Below are 20204 nucleotides of genomic sequence, written 5' to 3'. Positions count from 1 at the left end.
GGCAATGAGCATAAAAGTAAAACAACGCGACATTACAGACTGCGGCGCAGCCTGCCTGGCCTCTGTGGCCGCACATTATAAATTAGACCTGCCAGTGGCCCGTATCCGGCAACTGGCAGGCACCGACAAAAAGGGCACTACCGTTTTGGGCATTGTAGCCGCTGCACAGAAGCTGGGCTTTGAGGCCAAAGGTGTTAAAGGCCCTTTCGAAAGCCTTTTCAAAGTACCCAGACCAGCCATTGCCCACATCCTTGTTGAAAACATCCTTCAGCATTATGTCGTCATCTATAAACTGAACAAAAAGTTCATAACCGTTATGGACCCTATAGATGGGGAGATGCAGCGCAAAACCCATGAAGAATTTAAAACAGAATGGACAGGTGCATTGGTGCTCCTCCTCCCTGCCGAAGAATTTCAGCCCGGAAACCAAAAAATCTCCGTACAAGTTCGTTTCTGGAAGCTCATCAAACCACATAAAAGCATTTTAATACAGGCCCTGTTTGGGGCCATCGTCTATACTATATTAGGTCTTTCCACTTCTATTTTTGTGCAAAAACTGGTCGATTTTGTCCTGGTAGACGGTAACCGCAACCTGCTTAACCTGATGGGTATCGCTATGCTCATCACCCTGGTTATACAGCTGTTTATCGGCACAGCCAAAACTATTTTTACCCTAAAAACCGGGCAAATGATCGATGCCCAACTGATACTGGGCTATTACAAACACCTGCTTAAACTACCACAGCAGTTTTTTGACACCATGCGTGTGGGCGAGATCATTTCACGCATTAGCGATGCCGTAAAAATCCGTACCTTTTTAAACGATGTAAGCATCAATTTCCTGGTCAACATCTTTATTGTATTCTTTTCTTTTGTCATGATGTTCAGCTATTACTGGAAGCTTGCACTCCTTATGCTTTCTGTAATTCCGGTATACCTGCTCATTTACATGGTAACTAATAAGCTCAATAAAAAGGCACAGAGAAAGCTGATGGAGGATTCCGCTGAGCTGGAATCACAACTGGTAGAAAGCTTAAATGCCGTGGGTACCATAAAGCGTTTTGGGTTGGAACAGCATGCCAATGAAAAAACAGAGCACCGCTTTGTAAAGCTCCTGCAAACCGGCTACAACTCCAATATCAATGCAGTGTTCTCAGGTACCTCATCAGAATTGATATCCCGCCTGCTCACCATCGTATTATTATGGACAGGTGCCGGCTTTGTACTCGACAACATGCTTACACCGGGCGAGTTGCTGTCATTCTACACCCTGATCAGTTATTTTACAGGCCCCATATCCGCTTTAATAGGCATAAACAAAACACTGCAAGACGCCATGATTGCATCCGACAGGCTGTTCGAGATCATGGACCTGGAGCGCGAGAATGACGAAAACCAGATAGAACTGAACCCCGAACAAATCGGTGATATCCGTTTTGAACAAGTCTCCTTCCGTTATGGAACAAGGACGAATGTATTTGAAGATTTGAATTTAAGCATCCCAAAGGGCAAATTTACTGCAATTGTGGGCGAAAGTGGTTCAGGTAAATCGACACTGATGGCCATCCTTCAAAACATCTATCCCATTCAAAAAGGAAACATCAGCATTGGAAAATATGACCTGAAGTACATCAGTACGGTATCCTTGCGCCAAACCATTGCTGTGGTACCTCAAAAAATAGATCTTTTTGCCGGCAATGTGATCGACAATATTGCCATAGGCGACCAGGAGCCCAGTATGCAGCAAATACTGGATATTGCCGAACAACTCGGCATCCTTGATTTTATTGAAACCCTGCCAAGGGGATTTCAAACTTATCTGGGTGAAAACGGCACAACCCTATCGGGTGGGCAAAGGCAGCGCATTGCCATTGCCAGGGCATTATACCGAAAGCCCGAAATCCTGATTCTCGATGAAGCTACATCCTCCCTCGATTCGGCTTCAGAACAATATGTACAGCGGACAATCGACCTGCTAAAAGCCAATCAAAAAACGGTTATCGTAATCGCTCATCGTTTAAGCACGTTAAACCATGCCGATAAAATCATAGTACTGGACAAAGGTAAAGTGATCGAGGAAGGCACACATACGGAATTGCTCTATAAAAGTGGTTCCGCCTATGCTACCTTATGGCAACTTCAAATGCCACACCTCATCGTAAAAAATTAAAACCCTTTTGCCATACAGGCGTTTTACTCTAAGTCATCCTTTACTATCAAAAATATATTCCTATGAAACAAGATTCATTTTTTATAGAAAGAACATTTAATGCCTCGCCAAACAGCGTTTGGGAAGCCATAACCGATATTGATAAAATGCAGCAATGGTATTTTAACCTGGAGAGCTTTAACCCTGAACCTGGTTTTAAATTCCAGTTTCTGGCAGGCGACGATAAGAAAAAGTACCTGCACATTTGTGAAGTTAAAGAAGTTGAAGCTGGCAAAAAACTAGCTTACACCTGGATTTACGATAACTATCCGGGTAAATCGTGTGTTAAATTTGAACTGTTTGAGGCTGGAACAAATACCCGTTTAACTTTAACACATTCTGGCCTGGACACTTTCCCTAAAGATAATCCTGCCTTTGCAAAGGAAAGCTTTGCCGCTGGCTGGACACAGATCATAGGTACAAACCTGAAAAAATTTCTGGAACAATAAGTCTTACCTGGCCAGCACATCCAGTGAAAATTTAAGTATAGCAGGCTTTCTGCAAAAAAAGAATGCCCCGCGTATGCAGGGCATAGAGATTAATTTAAGGGAATTACCTCATGTAGGGGGGATTGCTAGAAAACCTCCGTTTCCTAGTCTTTATTGGGGATAACCTACATACCTAACTATATCGTAACACCAAACTAATAATATTATAAACCTATCTAAAAGAAAGGGTTAGTACAATTCTATTACACCAACATCCCAATATATTACGCCAACAGCCCGAAAGCTTAGGTGAACATCAATTTTACTGCCGGGCAATTTTCCGGATATAGATGTGTTTGACATTAGCTTTTCCACTTTCCCTTTCGTCCACTTCAAAGCGGTTAGTACTTTTTATTAAAGGCAATAATTTAGAAAACCCATAATTTCTGGAGTCAAAATCTGGTTTTTTCTTCATCATCAAACTACCCAAATCTCCAAGGTAAGCCCATCCATCTTCATCCGCCAGATCTGTAATACTATCTGCAAAGAGCCTGATGATCCCAGGGTCAACTTTGTTCAAAGGCTGCATTTCAGGAGATTTAACGTTTGCGGACGTTTGCACTGTAGGGTTATCTTCTGCTGGCAGCAATTTTGGCTTAAGGATTTCAATATAGATGAATTTATCACAGGCAGTAATAAAAGGTGCAAGCGTCTTCTTTTCACCAATTCCGATTACCTTCATTCCTGCTTCCCGAAGCCTGGTGGCCAGTCGTGTAAAATCACTGTCGCTGGATACAATACAGAATCCATCCACTTTTCCTGTATATAAGATATCCATGGCATCGATGATCAATGCGCTGTCGCTCGCATTTTTGCCACTGGAATAGCTGTACTGCTGAATCGGGGTGATGGCATTTTCGAGCAGTACTTTTTTCCAGCCGGAAACCGTTGGTTTGGTCCAATCCGCATAAATTCTTTTGAAGGTTGGTGTACCATATTTGGCTATTTCTTCGAACATCTCTTTCACATTGGCATAGGGTACGTTGTCCGCATCTATCAGTACAGCAAGCTTCAGGTCTTTTTCACTTTTCATCAGTATATAATTTTTGTTTGTGAGCGTTAACTCATAATGGCTTTTCAGGCATAAAGATAAACAAACCTGACTAACAAGACATTACCAATTTTCAGCAGCTCAAATGTGCATAAAGTAGGAAATGTTAAAATCTATTTTAAACATTCCGGTAGTTTTTTCTTTAATATAACAATCAAACTAGATTTTATGCAAAAAACACAGACTAACATGAGCGCAGATCTTCAAAAGTTCATAGACAAATTTGAGCCCAGCAAATTTAAGATGCTGGCAAGAGGAATCGAGATCAGGGGAAACAATGACCTGCACCGCAGCATCACCTTCGCCAAAGAATTAATTGAAAGGATGAAACTGAAATTAACCGTTCACCATTCGGCAGAAATGGCTTTATATGGCGGATTTGAAGTTGTTTATGCCGGATAAAAAGCACCAGCACAGAAAAATATCATACTAAATTTGGGTTGAAATTTGTTAATGCAGTTATAATAGCTAATTTCATTGCCAAAATAAACTGTACAAGTATGGTACTTGTTTAACAGGTTTGTTTGATATATTTAGGATATATGTTAATAATCAATAATTTCGAAGAGTATCAATCGCATTTGGCTAAAGAATTAGGTGTTTCCAGATGGCATAAAATAGACCAGGAACAAATCAATAAATTTGCTGATGCAACATTGGATCACCAATGGATACATGTAGACCAGGAAAAAGCTGCGATTGAAAGTCCTTTTAAAACCACCATTGCACACGGCTATTTAACCTTATCCTTAATCCCTTACTTATGGAAGCAGATCGCAGATGTCCGCAACATAAAAATGGAGATCAACTATGGCATAGAAAGTTTTAAGTTCGGCCAACCGGTTTTGGTTAATGATGAGGTACAGTTAAAAGCTAAACTTAAATCGATAGTAAATTTGAGAGGGATCACCAAAGTGGTCATTGAGGCCAATCTTGTAATTAAAGATCAACAAAAATCAGCTTATACCGGGGATGTGTTGTTTCTGTACCATTTTATTTAAATGCTGAAATGAGTCAACAAAAATAATCAGTCCAATCTCTGCATCAATTTTTCTTTAACTGCGCTCCATTCTGAAGAAACGATAGAGAAACGTGCAGTATCCCGAACGGTATTATCTATGGCCAGTCTTTCTGCCCTGATAATGCCCTCAAACTTTCCCCCTATGCGCTCAATAGCCGCACGGGATTGCTCGTTGCGTACATCCGTCTGGAAACAAACGCGCAGTGCCTTCCAGTTTTCAAAAGCATTTGTTAGCAACAGCAACTTACATTCAGTATTTACAGGTGTTCGTATAGCAGATTCGGTTAACCAGGTATGTCCGATCTCGCAAACGTCAGGTGTTTCTTTGTCATAAAACAAATGACCTTCTGGCCAGGCCCAATGCTGTATATTCCAATATCTTGTTGATCCTTTTACCGTACCATCATGAATATCTACAATAGCATAAGGCAACATTACTCCAGCTTCCCTTCCAGCAAGTGCAATTTCCACATATTTGTTCATTGCCCCAATTCCCTGTGGAACAAATGTCCATTTAAATAAAGAAGGATGATGTGCTGCCGCCTCTACGAGCCCTTCAACATGAGTATAGGCCATAGGTTCAAGTTTAACGTGCTTGCCAATTAATATTTGGTGTTCCATGGATGTAAATTTAATAAAGATATAAATGGCAAAAAATTAATTAAACAACAATAAACTACTATTTCTATAGATTTTATTTGTATTAATAAAAAATGTTATTACATTTGCCTCATTGCTAGCTGTAACGCTCACAAAACGAAACATAAATGAAAGTAGATTTAAATAAATTCTTCCCGTACTGTTGTTGTTGCTAATCATCAACATGGCAATCGGTTACAGGCAATAGCTTAGCATACAGATCCAATTAACAAAATTTAAGTATCGGCTAAAGGATATAAATGATCCTAATGGATTTTTTATGGAATTTTTTAACTAAACAAACAAAACAAAAATTGAATATTAAATCATGAAAAAAGCATTACTTTTCATCTTCACACTTTTGCTTTCGGCAAGCTATGTATCTGCCCAAAGTATCATAACAGGTATTATAAAGAGTCCCAATGGCACTCCCGTACCAAATGCATCCGTAGTGATCAGAGGCACTAAAACTGCGGTAATCGCGGATGACAAGGGCGCGTTCAGTATCAGCTCAAACCAGGAGCCTCCATTTTATATCCGTATCAGTTCAGTGGGCTATAAACCACAGGATTTTCAGGTTTTAAAGCTGCAGTCCACACCTTTGGAATTAACCCTGGTTGAAAATTCGGAATTGGCTGAAATTGTTGTAACATCAAGAAGACGTTCTGAAGTGCTGCAGGATGTGCCTATTGCAATTACCGTTATCGGTGGACAAGCGGCAGAAAATGCGGGTGCTTTTAACGTTAACCGTTTAAAGGAGCTGGTTCCTTCTGTGCAGTTATACGCTTCCAATGCCAGGAACACCACCCTTAATATCAGGGGTCTGGGTTCAACCTTTGGCTTAACCAACGACGGGATTGATCCTGGAGTAGGATTTTACGTAGACGGCGTTTATCAGGCCCGTCCGGCTGCTACTTCTACAGATTTTCTTGATATCGAGCAAATAGAGATTCTTCGTGGACCACAGGGCACCTTGTTTGGTAAAAACACTACTGCAGGTGCATTCAACATCACCACAACAAAACCAACTTTAACCCCAACTGCAAAAGTAGAATTGAATTTTGGAAATTATAATTTCATACAGGCAAAAACATCAGTATCAGGCGCTGTAGCAAAAAATCTGGCAGCAAAATTAGCTATCTCAGGCACCCAACGGGATGGTACCATCTGGAATGTGAATGAAGAGCGCAAATACAGCGGACAAAATAACCTTGGTTTTAAAGGTCAGCTGTATTATACTCCCTCAGATAAACTACAAATATTGCTGAGCAGCGATGTAAGCATCCAGCACCCTGCTGGCTACCCATTGGTAGTTGCCGGAATAACCACAACTGAAAGAAGCGCTTACCGCCAGTATGCTGCAATCGTTGCTGGCCTGGGCAAAGAGCTGCCTAAAGTAGATCCGTTTTCCAGAGAGATCTATACCAATACCCCATGGAAACAAAACCAATCAATCGGTGGTATATCCGCAAATGTAGATTATAAGATCGGTAACGGAACCCTGACTTCTACTACAGCCTGGAGATTCTGGAACTGGGACCCTACAAACGACAGAGATTTCACTGAATTTTCTGCACTCACAAAATCTCAGGGTAATTCCCGCCATGACCAGTACTCGCAAGAGGTTAGGTATGCCGGTAACATTAGCGAAAAAGTAAGTGGAGTGATCGGCGTATTTGCACTTGCACAGAACCTGAAAGGACTATCCCAGACAGAAGAGGTGGGTAAAGACCAGTGGAGATTTGTGCAAACAGCTGCTACAGGTGCCCAGGCAGGATACACAACACCAGGCTTGTTAGATGGCTTCGGCATCAAAACCAATTCCACTATTAAATCATTAAGTGCAGCTGTTTTTGCACAGGCAGATTGGGAGTTTATAGAACACCTGCATGTGTTACCTGGTTTAAGGTTTACCTACGACAAGAAAGATGTTGATTATGACAGGGTAACATACGGAGGCCTCCAAACTTCAGATCCTGCCCTACTCGCCCTTAAAGCTGCTGTTTATAGCAATCAACAATTCAACACCAGTACAGACAACAACAATTTGTCTGGTAACATCACCTTGTCGTACCGGCCAAATTCTAAATTAAACGCCTATGGAAATTTTTCTACCGCCTATAAACCGGTTGGTGTTAACGTAGGGGGCTTGCCAACTACTGCTACCGGCGAAGCTGATTTGTCTGTGGCTGTAGTAAAACCAGAATATGTACAACATTATGAGCTAGGTGTTAAAACAAAACCTGTTAAAGGTGCAATAGTAAACGTAACTGCATTTAACACGGATATCAAAGACTATCAAACCAATGTGCAATCTCCTCAATTGGGTGTAAACAGAGGTTATTTGGCTAATGCTGAAAAAGTTAAAGTAAAAGGTCTGGAAATTGATGGAAGCTATCAGTTAGAAAGGTTTTTAACTGTAAATGCTGCCGTAGCTTACCTTGATGGTAAATACGAAAAATTCACAAATGCGCCACTACCTTTGGAAGAAACCGGACATACGGAACTTGTTAACGGTGTAGCAACTCAGGTGGCATTTAAAGATGCGTCAGGGGGAAGGATACCAGGCATATCTAAATGGAATGTTTCTGGTGGTGCAGAATTCAGCCTTCCTGGTAAGGTAGGTACCAGAGACGGTAGATTCTTCATTGCCGGAGATGCCAGCTATCGTTCGGAATATTCCTCAAACCCGACCCCTTCAAAAGTGTTAAATGTTGAGGGCTATTCATTAATAAATGCCAGATTAGGCTTCAAATCAGATAAGGTCTCCATATTTGTTTGGGGCAGAAATATTACAGATACCGAATACTTCGAACAATTACAGGCTGCTGCTGGTAACTCTGGCTTATATGCAGGCGTACTTGGTGATCCAAGAACTTATGGGGCTACATTGCGCTATGCCTTTTAATTCATAGCATCATTATTTAATAAAAAAATCCCGGCAAATAATGTCGGGATTTTCTATTTTCGGGCCTTTTTATCCCCGTTTCACCATCAAGTCCTTATACTTTGTAGTATTGTTCCCAGCCCTTACGGGGTGGTGCGCCAATCAATAAATCATTGGCAATTTTATGATTCGTAATTACTTTCTTTTTACGGTCAAACTCCAGATTCGTATTTAATTTCTGAGCAAGTACCCCCAGACAGAATACCTGGCTAAGCGGTCCGGCTATTGCAAATGGCGACCTGGTTTTTTCTTCACCTTTACAGGCCTGAAGAAAATTCTTAAAATGATTTGAAGGACTCAATGGCACCTCCGGAAGTGAGCTGGCCATAGCCAGGGCTTTAACTTCAGGAATAATCGATAGCGTGCTACCATGAGAGCCACCTTTAAAAGTAAGTTCTTTACTGTAAATGATTTTTCCCGGATTTAGTTTTGCCGGCGCAATAGCCCCCGTACTTGGCGGCGGTATATTCGGATCCAGACCAGAAACACCGTACCCTTTTGGAATGGGCGGTAAATTATCTACGCCATCATACCAATTGATATCTAAAGCTGGCATTTTACCCCTTTTTGGAAATTTAAAAGTTAAAGTAGTAGCTGTAGGATAAAAGAAATCATTATGCCCCGTTAATACCGGGTTAATCTGGTAGGGTAAACCCAGGTCAAGAAATTCATGTGCAGTATCCAGGATATGTGCCCCCCAATCTCCAAGGGCCCCCATACCAAAATCGAACCAGCAACGCCATTGCCCGTTTACAAAATCTTTATTGTAACTGTGCCCGCTTGTGGCCATCTGCCAGATGTCCCAATCCAAGGTATTTGGTAAAGTTTCTGCAGCCGGGAAAGCCTTGATATGGGTATCCCAGCCATGCCAGCGCCTTGGTGCATTCATATGCGCGGTTATAGCAGTCACATCTTTAATGATACCAGCTTCTTTCCATGCTTTAAACTGGAAATAATTAGCCTCAGAGTGGCCCTGATTACCCATTTGCGTAACCACCTTTTTGTATTTCTTCGCCGCTTTCATCATCAGCTCTACCTCATTAAAGGTACGGGCCATCGGTTTTTCTACATAAACATGTTTTCCCAAACCCATGGCCATCATGGTAATCGGAAAATGGGAAAAATCAGGTACTCCAACAGTGACGGCGTCGATCTGATTGCTCATTTTATCAAACATTTTCCTGAAATCCTGAAAACGCGGCACATCTGGAAAATCCTTTAAAATGGCTGCTGTATGAGCTGCGCCCATATCCACATCACATAGGGCTACAATATTAACAAGACCGGTTTTATACAAATCCCGGATAATATCAGCCCCCCTGTTCCCAATACCAATGCAAGCCAGGTTTACCCGTTCATTAGGGCTGGCCAATCTGATATCTCCTTTATTCATTCCCATTAATACACCAGGTGTAATGGCTGCAGCAGCAGATAACATTACCGTTTGCTTTAAAAAATGTCGTCTTGAAAATCCTTTTGTACTCATTTTTAATAATTGTAAATTTTAATTTGATTTGGATTATGGCATCCTGACCATTATTACTTTAATATTTAGGCCCTTAAGTTAAACAACTTAATAAGAAAAACAGGCCCGTGTGAGATGTTTTTTTAAAGGCTTTTTAAGTAATCCGGACTTTCCACTGGGCTATTTCGAGACCGCTTCTAACTGCGTTTTTTCAGTACTAAAACGAATGTTATCTATTTTTACTTCCTGGGTAGTCGTATCGTCTTTTTGATTATACAGCAAAACCCTAAAGTAATTGATCGCAGCTAAATTTGGGTTATCATGGACATCTTTAAATGAACTTAATGGAACAACTACATTATTCCAACCTGCAACTAACTTAGTTGAACCGATCTTCAAACCGCCAAATGCATAGCCATAAGAATCTTTATCAGCCGATGCGCTGCTTGAAATGGCGAGCTGTCCATTTCCGTTTAATAACTCCGGTTTTTCCACAAAAAGCGAGAAAGCGATATAACCGTTCTCCCTGGTCACTCCTGTATCAAATACCTGACCATAGATCTTTCTTAATCGCTCTGCTTTGGAAGTGTTTGAGCTAATCGAATAACCTCCTTCTTTGTGATCGTCACTTAATTTAGTGGGGCTCCCGTTGCTAAACCATTGATAAGGTTTCTCACCTAAAGATTCGCAACGATCTAATACTTGAACTTTCTGGGCATTTGCATAGAAACATACTGCCAACAACAATACTGAAGTAATCATTTTTTTCATAACTGGTTTATATTTGATTGGGTTAATGCAGCTGATTCATTTAGATTTTGACCACCTGCTCCACTAATTTCATTTTTCCAGTTAACAAAAGCATAACAAAAGATTAACAATAAAATCCCGGCTACTATAAATCCAGACAAAACTGAAAAATGAATAGTCATTAACTAATTATTAAGCCTTTTTTAAGCAGGCCCTTATACATTAGCGAAAAACCAAATAGATTAATGTATGAAAAGCGTAATTCATTTAACACAGTTATCAGTAATTGTTGCCCTGCTAATGGCCAATCTCCAGACTCAGGCAAGGAAACAAAAGGTCCTCATCTTTTCTAAAACAGCCGGCTTTCATCACAACTCCATTAAACAAGGTGTTGCGGCTATCCAAAAACTAGGTTCAGAAAATAAATTTGAGGTTGACAGCACAACAAATGCTTCAAACTTTAATTCGGAAAATCTCAAACAATATGCCGCGGTAATATTTTTAAGTACCACAGGAGATGTACTGAACGGGGATCAGCAAATTGCATTTGAAAAATACATAAGAGCTGGAGGTGGATTTGTAGGGATACACAGTGCTACAGATTGTGAATACCAATGGCCCTGGTATGGCAATCTTGTAGGGGCTTATTTTGCAGGTCATCCCAACCAGCAGGAAGCAGTTTTATACGTAATGGACCGGAAACATATCGCCACAAAGCATTTGCCTGCACAATGGAAAAGAAAAGATGAGTGGTATAATTTCAGGTCAGTAGCTAGCAACTTAAACATATTGATTGCTATCGATGAGAAAAGCTATGACGCCGGTAAAAACAAAATGGGAGAAAATCACCCTATGGCATGGTATCACGAATATGATGGCGGACGTGCTTTTTATACCGGACTTGGACATACAGAAGAATCCTTTACTGAATCTTTGTTTCTTCAGCATTTACTTGGCGGCATTAAATACGCACTCGGAAAAAACAAATAACCTACTCTTGCTAACAGTGATTGGGTTTCTATTCTCAGTCGTCCGTTTTAAGGAGAACTTCAGCAGGAGCTGAATAAATCAAGAATAAAATATTAATCTTTCATTTTGCAAAATAAACTGGATAAATTAATGCTTTATTAGTGTTTTATTAATTGGTCACAGCGTAATTTATAAAAGATTAAAGCATGCTATGCAATAGTCAGACTAAACAACCAAACTACAAATTCACTAAACCAAAACGTTGTATGATGAGAAACCATTACTTATTTCACTTAACCAATTCATCTATTTATTACCAGGCTAACTTATAGCTGATAGCTGATAAATAGCCTAGACCAATTACAGCAGGACATTGGTAGATTGAAACCTTCACCTTATCCTGTTTTTAACCAAGTATAAACCAAAATTTCATGAGTATTATTAAACGATTAAAATATCACCTGATATTTATCCTGACCCTTTTCTTCGGAATAGCTCATGGTCAGAACAAACAACTCAATATTAAAGGTACCGTACTGGACAATACCAACCAACCTATTGTGGGTGCCTCAGTAAATGTAGTAGGTGCCACCAATGCTAAGGGTACCATAACAGATCAGAACGGAAAATTCAAAATTGCCGCAACAGCCAATGCTACATTAAGAATAAGCTATATGGGCTTTATGACCCAGCAGATCGTTATCAAATCAGATGCAGAGTTAAAGATCGTCCTGCTGGACGATTTAAAAAATCTGACTGAAGTAGTTGTTACCGCAATGGGCATTAAACAAGAAGCCAAATCACTGGCTTACGCCCGTCAGAGTATTGATGTATCCTCTTTAACCGAAGCCAGAGGAGGAAGTTTATTAGATATGTTATCTGGTAAGGCCGCGGGAATGCAGGTGATCTCCGGAGGAGGTCCGGGTGCTTCAACCAGGGTCGTGTTAAGGGGGAACAACTCTCTTACCGGCAACAACCAACCGCTATATGTAATTGATGGTATCCCCATCCTGAACCCGTCAGGAGAAAACGGAGATCTGGATTACGGAAGCCCTGTAAACAGCATTAATCCTGATGAAATTGAAAATATCGAAATTCTAAAAGGAGCAAATGCTTCGGCACTTTATGGATCAGATGCTGCCAATGGTGTAATCTTAATCACCACTAAAAAAGCCGGCCGTAAACAAGGATTGGGAATTAGTTATGGTTTTAATACCATGATTGGGAATTTGTACAATTTCCCTACTTATCAAAACATCTATGGTGCTGGTCAGGGTAACCAATTTAAAAGAGAAGGAATTAACTATTATGGAAATTCTGGTAATGGTGTGGTTTTCGACCCAAATTTGCCTTATGGAATCTGGAGCCCAAATATGGGAAACCAGGACCAGCGGTCCTGGGGTATGCCGATGCTGGGCTTTGAGGTAGTGGGCAGAAACGGAGAGGTAAAAAAATATATCCCTCAGCCCGGGACCATTGAAAGTATGTTCAAAACTTCCAATACCATCACAAACAGCTTTGCTATCGACAAGCTAACAGATGCAATGAGTTTCAGGTTCTCTTATACCGGGCAAAAAGCGAATGACATCCTGGAGAATTTTAATTTAATGGACAGGCATAACTTTAACCTCAGGGGAACAGCTAAAATTACAGATTATCTGGACATAGATGCCGGCATCAGGTACACCTACGAAAACATGGACAACCGGGGATTCCGTAACAGTTCCAATAGAAATCCACTATATGTTATGGCTAATTTACCCCGGGATGCCTCTTATGACGAGCTTGTACCCTGGAAGAAACCAGACGGAATGCCTTTCAACTTCAATGGTTTTAACAATCCGTACTGGTTGTTAAATGAAACGAAGAATCAGGATAGCAAAAATTTGTTCAATGCCAACCTTACGGCCAACATCAGAATAAATAACCTATTCAGGTTCAGACTTAGAGCGGCAACTGATTTACAACAATCTAAAGGCTGGGATTTCACCAATCTATATACCCCATTTGATGTGGATGGCGAATACTATAAATGGAACCGTTTGTATACCAATAACAACTTTGACGGTTTACTTTCCTTTAACAAAAGGTTAAATAAAGATTTTAATCTCAATTCAAACGTTGGGGCCTCCATTCAAAAAATTTCGGGAGACAGGATGTCATCCAGAGCCTCAATGCTAATCACTCAGAATCTGGCGAGTTTAGCAAATGCAAAAGGAATTATTGGTTCTGTAGAAGAACCAGAAAAGAAATTGAAACAAGCAGTTTTTGCCATGGCCAACTTAGGCTATAAAAACTGGGCCTTTTTGGAGGGAACTGCGCGTAATGAATGGTCCAGTACACTCCCAATAAATAATGCATCTTATTTCTATTACTCATTAGGTAGCAGTTTGGTGTTAACAGATGCTTTCAAAATTGACAAAAAAGTACTTTCCTATTGGAAAATACGGGGATCTTTTGCCCAGGTAGGTAACGATACCGGTTTTGATAGATTGAACAGCGGATATCTCAGAAGTGAAACTGGTTCATTCAACGGTATACCTTTTTTTACAGGAGAAGAAATCTTAAAGAATCCATACCTGAAACCTGAAACCACCCTATCATGGGAGTTTGGCACGGAAATGAAGTTTTTCAATGGTCGTATCAACACAGACATTACTTATTATACCAAACGGACTAAAAACCAAATTGTTGAAAGTGATGCCATAGCGGCAGGCGGTTACCGGAGAGAAATATTAAATGCCGGTGAAATCAAAAACCAGGGGGTGGAATTAAGTCTAAATGTGAATCCTGTCAGAACGAATAATTTTACCTGGAGTTCTACCATCAATTGGTCAAAAAATGTCTCTAAAGTAATTTCACTTATTGATGGTGTGAACAGGTACGAAATGGCAAGTGGAGATAACATCAAACTTTACGCTGAAGTTGGCAAACCTTATGGTGTTTTTTATGGCAACGACTATAAAAGAAATGCTGACGGGGCAATTTACGTGGGTGTAGATGGCAAACCTAAATTTTTACCTGATCAATATTTAGGCCCTATCCTCCCCGACTGGTTTGGTGGTTGGCAAAACTCCTTCAGAATTGGACGTATAGATTTCGGTTTCATGTTCGATTTCCAATCAGGAGGAAAAGTATGGTCGTACACGGCATTTAGGGGGGGAATTGATGGTAGTACTGTACAATCCTTAAATGGTCGTTATGACGCATTAATATCTGAACTGATTTTGGGCGAGAATGGCGATGAAAGGCGTGGGTTCCTACAGCCAGGAAACACTGTAAAAGCCGGGGCCAATTACGATCAGAATTTCGTAGCCTATCCGGATGGTTTCCGTCCAAAAGGAGTCCAGCTGGGTAATACAGTCTATGATCCTTCAGTAGGTGCCTTCTGGGCCGACAAAACTTCCATGGCATGGGTATCTCCTATGGACCACTGGACCCACAATAATGCCTCAAGTGCCGCCAGGTATATTTATGATGCGTCATATATTAAGTTAAGAGAGGTAAACGTTGGATATAATTTAAAAAACGAGTGGTTTAAAGGAACACCTATTAAAGGGGCCAAGGCATCTGTTGTTGGGCGTAACCTGGCCATTTTATACCAAAACACACCAAGAGGCTTGGATCCACAGGCAACATCAACAACTGGTAACGCACAAGGCTTTGAGCGCGGATTCAGTTTACCAATGGCTACCTGGGGATTTGACGTTAAATTATCATTCTAATAAATACTAAGATGAACAAAATAACTTATATACTTTCTTTCCTTCTACTGGGCAGTATCTTTATAGGCTGTAAGAAAGATTTTGAAGAGATAAATACGAACAAGAATAAGATCTATGAAGTAGATGTCAACGACATTTTCTCCGGCTCGGTAGTCCGTACCATGAGGCTTATTCAGGAAATCAACTTTAACAAGTTAATGAATTTTTCCCGCTATGCCGTAGTTGGTTTTGCTACAAATCCATCACAGGAAACAGGAGATAATTATTACAACCAATTTTATATTGGCATCCTCCGGGACCTTTTGAAAATGGAAAAAGATTATGAAGGCAAACCAGAATATGTGAACCGTTTAGCGATGGTTAAAACCTGGAAATCTTATGTATTTTATATGATCGCCTCCATTTATGGTAGTTCTCCAATGAGCAGTGCTTTAGCTGATGTAGACAACCCCAAGCGTGAATATAAATATGATACTGAACTGGAAATGTATACTCAAATCCTAAAAGATCTGAAAGATGCAGGCAATTTATATAACCTTTCCAGTACCGTTCCTAATGACCTTTTATTACGTGACCCGGTATTTGGCGGACCCAATTTTTCGAAATCAGATCTTTCAAAATGGCAGAAATTCAGCAATACCTTACGTTTAAATATCGCACTTCATGTGCAAAACTTATCAATGCCTTTAGCTCAGGAACATGCTACTGCTGTATTGGCAGACGAGTCTAAGTTGATCTCTTCTATTGATGATATGGTTATGCTGCGCTTCGGTTCTGATGAATCATTCAGTGCTTCTTATTATTATACCAGATTTATCAAAAACAACACGGCTTTCAGTGAAATGACTTATCCTGCACTTGGTGAATATTTTGCAGTTTATTTATTTTCTTATAAAGATCCGCGTCTTGGCGCCTACAGTATGAAAGCCAACGCACTTTCTCCATCCAAAGTAAAGCCTATGCTTTATGCAGATACTTTAACCAGGAGTCATCCTGAACACTGTAATACTGTAGAGTGTAAAGATTTTACAAAGCATCAGGCAGACGGATTAAATCCTTTGAGGAGAGATTCGATTTTAGTTGCTTATTCAATGCCTTATGTACCACTTCCTGAATTGAACAGCTTAGCTGCAGGCTGGGAATGGGCTTTTGTACCAGGACAAAATTACAGGTACAGTGATCCCTTAGGTAGTAAAAATAGTGTTTACAATTTCTCATTTGTACATACAGATTTTGTGAAAGAGAACGCTGCTATGGTATTATTGAACTGGGCAGACAGCTACTTCCTTAGAGCAGAAGCAGAAATGCTTTTCGGATCGGAGACCAAAGCGCAACAAAACTATGAATTGGGTGTAAAAGCTTCCTTTACCCAATACGGATTAGGTGGTGCAGACATTTATCTGGCACAAAATGGTGTAAAATGGAATACAGATGGCAAAGGTTATGCCGATAGAAGGTTATTGTATCGCGCAAATATCAACGGTAAAGGAGGAAAGCAAAACCACCTGGAGCAGATTTACAAGCAACGCTATATTGCCGACTACTTAAATTGCCTGGAAGGCTGGAATCTGGAACGCAGGACGCGTGCACTTCGTTTCCCTCCTTATTTTGCCAACGGTGGTGCCAGCGATGTGGAAGGTTATAATTCACAATATAATTACTGGACTGAACGCTTCATCTACCCGCTTGCAGAACAAAGCAAAAATGGAAATTCCTACTATAAGGGAATTGAGAACTTAAAAGCTGTAAGTCCTTATTACAGGGGCGACAGATGGGGAGATAACGTTTATACGACGCTAGGGTTTGCAAAACTGAACCCTGATCTGATATTTGCAGACCGAATGTATGGTGGTAATAAAATTATAGCTCCAAATTGCGAATACTACAACAAAAAATATGGCAAAACTTATGAAGAAGTTGTGGCTACAGCAAAAAGTATGACTGGCGAAACTGATGAGAAGACTGCTTTAACAAAAGCCTTTGACTATGAGTTCAGAAATTTAATTATCACATACATACCGAAATAGAAAATAACAAAGATTATCTATATAGAAATAATCATGATGAAAAGAAATATAAATATTTTATTAATGGGGTTGTTGGCAGGATCAATGGCTGTGTCCTGTAAGAAAGACAATGGTCCGTCGATAGACGACTATCCATTAAATTATGAGATCCAGAACGTTCCGGTTACCACTGATATACCTGTTGGGGCCTACGTATATGATCCTGCTTCGGCCCTGGTCGGAGACGAAATCAAATGGGGAAGAATTTCAGATCCATACAACGTGGCTGCCGGAAAACTTGGCCCTTATATTAAGCCGGAACTGGGGCGCTACGAATTAAAACCAACTTTAGCTGGTGCAGCTAACTTGAAAAAAATTGTGGAATGGGCCAAAATGGCTAAAATTGATTTTTTGATTACCCCGGCTGTTAAAGAAAATTCGGCCATTTACCCTAACAACCTCAACGGTACCGATTCCTTAATGGTGAACATGTTTGCTGAGCATAATTTTACGCTCCCATCAGTAGAAATGGGAGACATGAAATATGCTATTTCAGTAGACATCCAAAATTTTAGCAGCGGGTTGACGAATAATTTATTATTGGAGAATGCACCCGATGTTTCATTTAATGTTAATGGACAAATCATTACTATAAGCCGTGAAAATAGATTGTACAATTATTTAAAGCGCATTTCTCTTTATTTTAAAGACAATACTTATTATCATTTTCAAGAGCGCCCTGTATTGGTTTTGATAGGTGCCGATAAGTTATACAGTTCGGACACCAAAAAAGTATACGACAATATCCGTAAAGCGATTAAAGATGAAACAGGAAAAGATGTTTACATCATTGCCAGGCAGCAACAATGGACACCATCGGCACGTTTTGAATATTTCTTTACACGCGGTAAAGTAGATGCTGTGACAATGGATAACATGTGTAACGTGGGTAGTGGTATCACAGGCTGGGATAGAACCTATCTGCTAAACCGTTTAATCAATGAGAATTACAAACTGAATAAGGATTATTTATCTAAAAATTTCGGCATTGATTTTATTCCATCAGCCTCCCCTTCATATACGGCAAACATCAACAATGCGAACTATGACTATAACTATCCCGCCATCAGGAAAAAAGAAAGCGATTTCAGAGAGCGTTGCAATGTGGCAAAAATGAACCTGGGAAATAATCGGATGGTACTTATTGAATCCTTTAACAATTGGGTATGGGATTCACAAATAGAACCAACTGTAGCAGATTATGGCGAAGGTTACGGCACAAAGTACCTGGATATTGTCCGCGATGAGTTCAAAGTAAAATAAATACTTTGATCAGATTAAAACATCACTAATTAACAAGTTTAATTATTATAAATTATGAAAAGAACGTTAATATTTTGCCTGACAATCATGGTGATTGTTTTGACAAACTGTTCGAAAGATAACAATGAGACCCCATCCAAACCTACCCTTACGATAGAAAGAGATGTGTATGAATACCTGAATACCGATCTCACCGGGAATTTTGCGGTATCCATATCTGACAATAGCGAATGGACAGTAGAAACACTAAGTACGGCGCCCTGGTTCGGGGTAGTAAAAAAGGACAATCAGGTATCATTTACTATGGAAGAAAACAGTGCGCTTTATGAAAGAGTTGCTAAAGTAAAAGTTGTAAGTGCTGATAAACAACTCAGTAAAATTGTTGTAATTAAGCAACATGGCAACACGCCTACCATCATTCTGGATAAAACCTTGCTAAAACTCTTAAATCCAGCCGATAATGGGATCGTGACAATTAACAGCAATATGCAATGGTCCTTAAGTTCTAACGCCGATTGGCTAACATGGGAGATCAATGGAAAGGACGTAAAAATTATGGCAACTGCTAATCCTCTGGACGGTGAACGTAACGCAGTTATAACAGTTAATGCAGAATCCCCAATATTCAACAAAGCCATTACCGTAACACAAAAGGGAACAGTTGAATTCGATATCAACACAAAAAATGTTCAATTTACCAAAGATGGAGGTTCATTCACCTTAGATATTCAAACCAATCAGAATTGGACCTATGCCGTACTTGAAAAAACTCCATGGTATACCTTACAGAGAGATGGCGGTAAGCTGACCATTACAACACCTAAAAACAACTTCATGCCGCTCACTGGAACAATCAACATTACCTATGGTCTTCTTAATGTTGCTGTTAGTGTAAAACAGGATGGTATTCAAACTGGAAATGAGCTAGACAGACAGGTATTAATCGCACTTTATGAAACTATGGGTGGTGCAGGCTGGACTGGTACCAAGTGGGACATTACTGCACCATTAACAGTAGACAACGCCGCCACGAAATGGAGTGGAGTAACCGTAGCCAATGTAAATGGCGTTGCCCGTGTAAGAGAATTAAAATTTGGCGGAAAAAACCTTAAAGGCCCTATTCCATCAGCGATTGGTTTTTTAAGTGAGGTAACCACTATTGATTTCAACAACAATAACCAACAGATAACGGGTATGATTCCGCCATCAATGGGCAACCTTTCCAATTTACTTAATTTAACGTTAAGCAGATCTGGTCTGACAGGAACTATCCCAGTCGAATTCGAAAGACTAACCAAGCTTACTTTGCTACAAATGCATACCTCTAACTTTATCGGACCTATTCCATCTGGCGTATTTGGCAAAATGCCTAATCTCAATTCTGTAGAGTTAAAACTGAACAATTTTACCGGAAATTTACCGGCAGATTTTTTAAGTCATCCGAATTTTAGCAAATGGAACGTTAGCGCAAACACCTGTCCGCAAAATGCAGGATTTGGCTTTACAAAATGTCCATAATACAAAAATTATCCGGCAATTCCCATCAGTTAAAAACGGTTTACCCTAATACAAAAGCCGTAGTAATGGTCTGTTAATGCAAAAAGGGCTGTC

Annotated in this window: 15 protein-coding genes; 10 read left to right on the top strand and 5 right to left on the bottom strand. The window is 40.1% G+C overall.

Translation table 11 applies throughout. The features are described from left to right. Positions 1–4: 4 nt before the first annotated feature. Positions 5–2170: a peptidase domain-containing ABC transporter gene (locus R2Q85_RS21625; RefSeq protein WP_316813887.1), complete on the top strand. Its 2166-nt coding sequence runs from the start codon at positions 5–7 to the stop codon at positions 2168–2170. Between the two features lie 62 nt (positions 2171–2232). Further along, positions 2233–2658, top strand: coding sequence for an SRPBCC domain-containing protein (locus tag R2Q85_RS21620; RefSeq protein ID WP_316813886.1), 426 nt, complete (start codon positions 2233–2235; stop codon positions 2656–2658). 301 nt (positions 2659–2959) lie between these two features. Here R2Q85_RS21620 and R2Q85_RS21615 read toward each other — a convergent pair whose 3' ends face one another. Beyond that, positions 2960–3730 (bottom strand): NYN domain-containing protein, encoded by a 771-nt coding sequence (locus tag R2Q85_RS21615; RefSeq protein WP_316813885.1) that lies wholly within the window; start codon positions 3728–3730, stop codon positions 2960–2962. A 186-nt stretch (positions 3731–3916) separates the two neighbouring features. Between R2Q85_RS21615 and R2Q85_RS21610 the strand changes: the two genes are divergently transcribed. Together R2Q85_RS21610 and R2Q85_RS21605 are read left to right on the top strand one after the other, a co-directional pair. Further along, positions 3917–4150, top strand: a complete 234-nt coding sequence (locus R2Q85_RS21610) for a hypothetical protein (protein ID WP_316813884.1) — start codon at positions 3917–3919, stop codon at positions 4148–4150. A gap of 140 nt (positions 4151–4290) precedes the next feature. Then, on the top strand, positions 4291–4749 hold the full coding sequence (locus R2Q85_RS21605; protein ID WP_316813883.1) for a MaoC family dehydratase: 459 nt from the start codon (positions 4291–4293) through the stop codon (positions 4747–4749). A gap of 26 nt (positions 4750–4775) precedes the next feature. Here the strand turns inward: R2Q85_RS21605 and R2Q85_RS21600 are convergent, their stop codons facing one another. Further along, complete coding sequence (locus R2Q85_RS21600; protein ID WP_316813882.1) at positions 4776–5390, bottom strand: GNAT family protein; 615 nt, start codon at positions 5388–5390, stop codon at positions 4776–4778. 346 nt (positions 5391–5736) lie between these two features. Between R2Q85_RS21600 and R2Q85_RS21595 the strand changes: the two genes are divergently transcribed. Further along, a complete protein-coding gene (locus tag R2Q85_RS21595) occupies positions 5737–8316 on the top strand; it encodes a TonB-dependent receptor (RefSeq protein WP_316813881.1) in 2580 nt (859 codons plus the stop codon). Between the two features lie 94 nt (positions 8317–8410). On the opposite strand, the gene R2Q85_RS21590 is transcribed toward R2Q85_RS21595, so the two are convergent. The 3 genes from R2Q85_RS21590 to R2Q85_RS21580 all read right to left on the bottom strand — a co-directional run bounded on the left by R2Q85_RS21590 (position 8411) and on the right by R2Q85_RS21580 (position 10752). Beyond that, positions 8411–9841 carry a Gfo/Idh/MocA family oxidoreductase gene (locus R2Q85_RS21590; protein ID WP_316813880.1) on the bottom strand — a complete coding sequence of 477 codons (1431 nt, stop codon included), beginning with the start codon at positions 9839–9841 and terminating at the stop codon, positions 8411–8413. A 159-nt stretch (positions 9842–10000) separates the two neighbouring features. Then, positions 10001–10582, bottom strand: a complete 582-nt coding sequence (locus tag R2Q85_RS21585; protein ID WP_316813879.1) for a hypothetical protein — start codon at positions 10580–10582, stop codon at positions 10001–10003. A gap of 5 nt (positions 10583–10587) precedes the next feature. Then, positions 10588–10752, bottom strand: coding sequence for a hypothetical protein (locus R2Q85_RS21580; protein WP_316813878.1), 165 nt, complete (start codon positions 10750–10752; stop codon positions 10588–10590). A 67-nt stretch (positions 10753–10819) separates the two neighbouring features. On the opposite strand from R2Q85_RS21580, the gene R2Q85_RS21575 reads away from it, so the two are divergent. From R2Q85_RS21575 to R2Q85_RS21555, 5 genes are all read left to right on the top strand, one after another. Next, entirely contained in the window at positions 10820–11560 is a 741-nt protein-coding gene (locus R2Q85_RS21575; protein ID WP_316813877.1) for a ThuA domain-containing protein, read from the top strand. A gap of 410 nt (positions 11561–11970) precedes the next feature. Next, complete coding sequence (locus R2Q85_RS21570) at positions 11971–15264, top strand: SusC/RagA family TonB-linked outer membrane protein (RefSeq protein ID WP_316813876.1); 3294 nt, start codon at positions 11971–11973, stop codon at positions 15262–15264. 11 nt (positions 15265–15275) lie between these two features. Further along, complete coding sequence (locus R2Q85_RS21565) at positions 15276–17291, top strand: SusD/RagB family nutrient-binding outer membrane lipoprotein (RefSeq protein ID WP_316813875.1); 2016 nt, start codon at positions 15276–15278, stop codon at positions 17289–17291. Positions 17292–17324: 33 nt separating this feature from the next. Beyond that, complete coding sequence (locus tag R2Q85_RS21560) at positions 17325–18593, top strand: glycoside hydrolase family 99-like domain-containing protein (RefSeq protein ID WP_316813874.1); 1269 nt, start codon at positions 17325–17327, stop codon at positions 18591–18593. 54 nt (positions 18594–18647) lie between these two features. After that, the gene (locus R2Q85_RS21555; RefSeq protein ID WP_316813873.1) at positions 18648–20111 is read left to right on the top strand and encodes a BACON domain-containing protein; all 1464 of its coding nucleotides are present in this window, start codon (positions 18648–18650) and stop codon (positions 20109–20111) included. Positions 20112–20204: the final 93 nt, after the last annotated feature.

This window comes from Pedobacter heparinus (genome assembly GCF_032678725.1).
Classification (GTDB): domain Bacteria; phylum Bacteroidota; class Bacteroidia; order Sphingobacteriales; family Sphingobacteriaceae; genus Pedobacter; species Pedobacter heparinus_A.
This window is presented reverse-complemented; position numbering and strand designations above follow the sequence as displayed.

What these genes read in the sequence shown, in the direction of transcription:
- R2Q85_RS21595 (WP_316813881.1), top strand. Translation starts at nt 5,737, where the DNA reads ATGAAAAAAGCATTACTTTTCATCTTCACACTTTTGCTTTCGGCAAGC.
- R2Q85_RS21615 (WP_316813885.1), bottom strand. Translation starts at nt 3,730, where the DNA reads ATGAAAAGTGAAAAAGACCTGAAGCTTGCTGTACTGATAGATGCGGAC.
- R2Q85_RS21620 (WP_316813886.1), top strand. Translation starts at nt 2,233, where the DNA reads ATGAAACAAGATTCATTTTTTATAGAAAGAACATTTAATGCCTCGCCA.
- R2Q85_RS21625 (WP_316813887.1), top strand. Translation starts at nt 5, where the DNA reads ATGAGCATAAAAGTAAAACAACGCGACATTACAGACTGCGGCGCAGCC.
- R2Q85_RS21555 (WP_316813873.1), top strand. Translation starts at nt 18,648, where the DNA reads ATGAAAAGAACGTTAATATTTTGCCTGACAATCATGGTGATTGTTTTG.
- R2Q85_RS21585 (WP_316813879.1), bottom strand. Translation starts at nt 10,582, where the DNA reads ATGATTACTTCAGTATTGTTGTTGGCAGTATGTTTCTATGCAAATGCC.
- R2Q85_RS21600 (WP_316813882.1), bottom strand. Translation starts at nt 5,390, where the DNA reads ATGGAACACCAAATATTAATTGGCAAGCACGTTAAACTTGAACCTATG.
- R2Q85_RS21570 (WP_316813876.1), top strand. Translation starts at nt 11,971, where the DNA reads ATGAGTATTATTAAACGATTAAAATATCACCTGATATTTATCCTGACC.
- R2Q85_RS21575 (WP_316813877.1), top strand. Translation starts at nt 10,820, where the DNA reads ATGAAAAGCGTAATTCATTTAACACAGTTATCAGTAATTGTTGCCCTG.
- R2Q85_RS21605 (WP_316813883.1), top strand. Translation starts at nt 4,291, where the DNA reads ATGTTAATAATCAATAATTTCGAAGAGTATCAATCGCATTTGGCTAAA.
- R2Q85_RS21590 (WP_316813880.1), bottom strand. Translation starts at nt 9,841, where the DNA reads ATGAGTACAAAAGGATTTTCAAGACGACATTTTTTAAAGCAAACGGTA.
- R2Q85_RS21560 (WP_316813874.1), top strand. Translation starts at nt 17,325, where the DNA reads ATGATGAAAAGAAATATAAATATTTTATTAATGGGGTTGTTGGCAGGA.
- R2Q85_RS21610 (WP_316813884.1), top strand. Translation starts at nt 3,917, where the DNA reads ATGCAAAAAACACAGACTAACATGAGCGCAGATCTTCAAAAGTTCATA.
- R2Q85_RS21580 (WP_316813878.1), bottom strand. Translation starts at nt 10,752, where the DNA reads ATGACTATTCATTTTTCAGTTTTGTCTGGATTTATAGTAGCCGGGATT.
- R2Q85_RS21565 (WP_316813875.1), top strand. Translation starts at nt 15,276, where the DNA reads ATGAACAAAATAACTTATATACTTTCTTTCCTTCTACTGGGCAGTATC.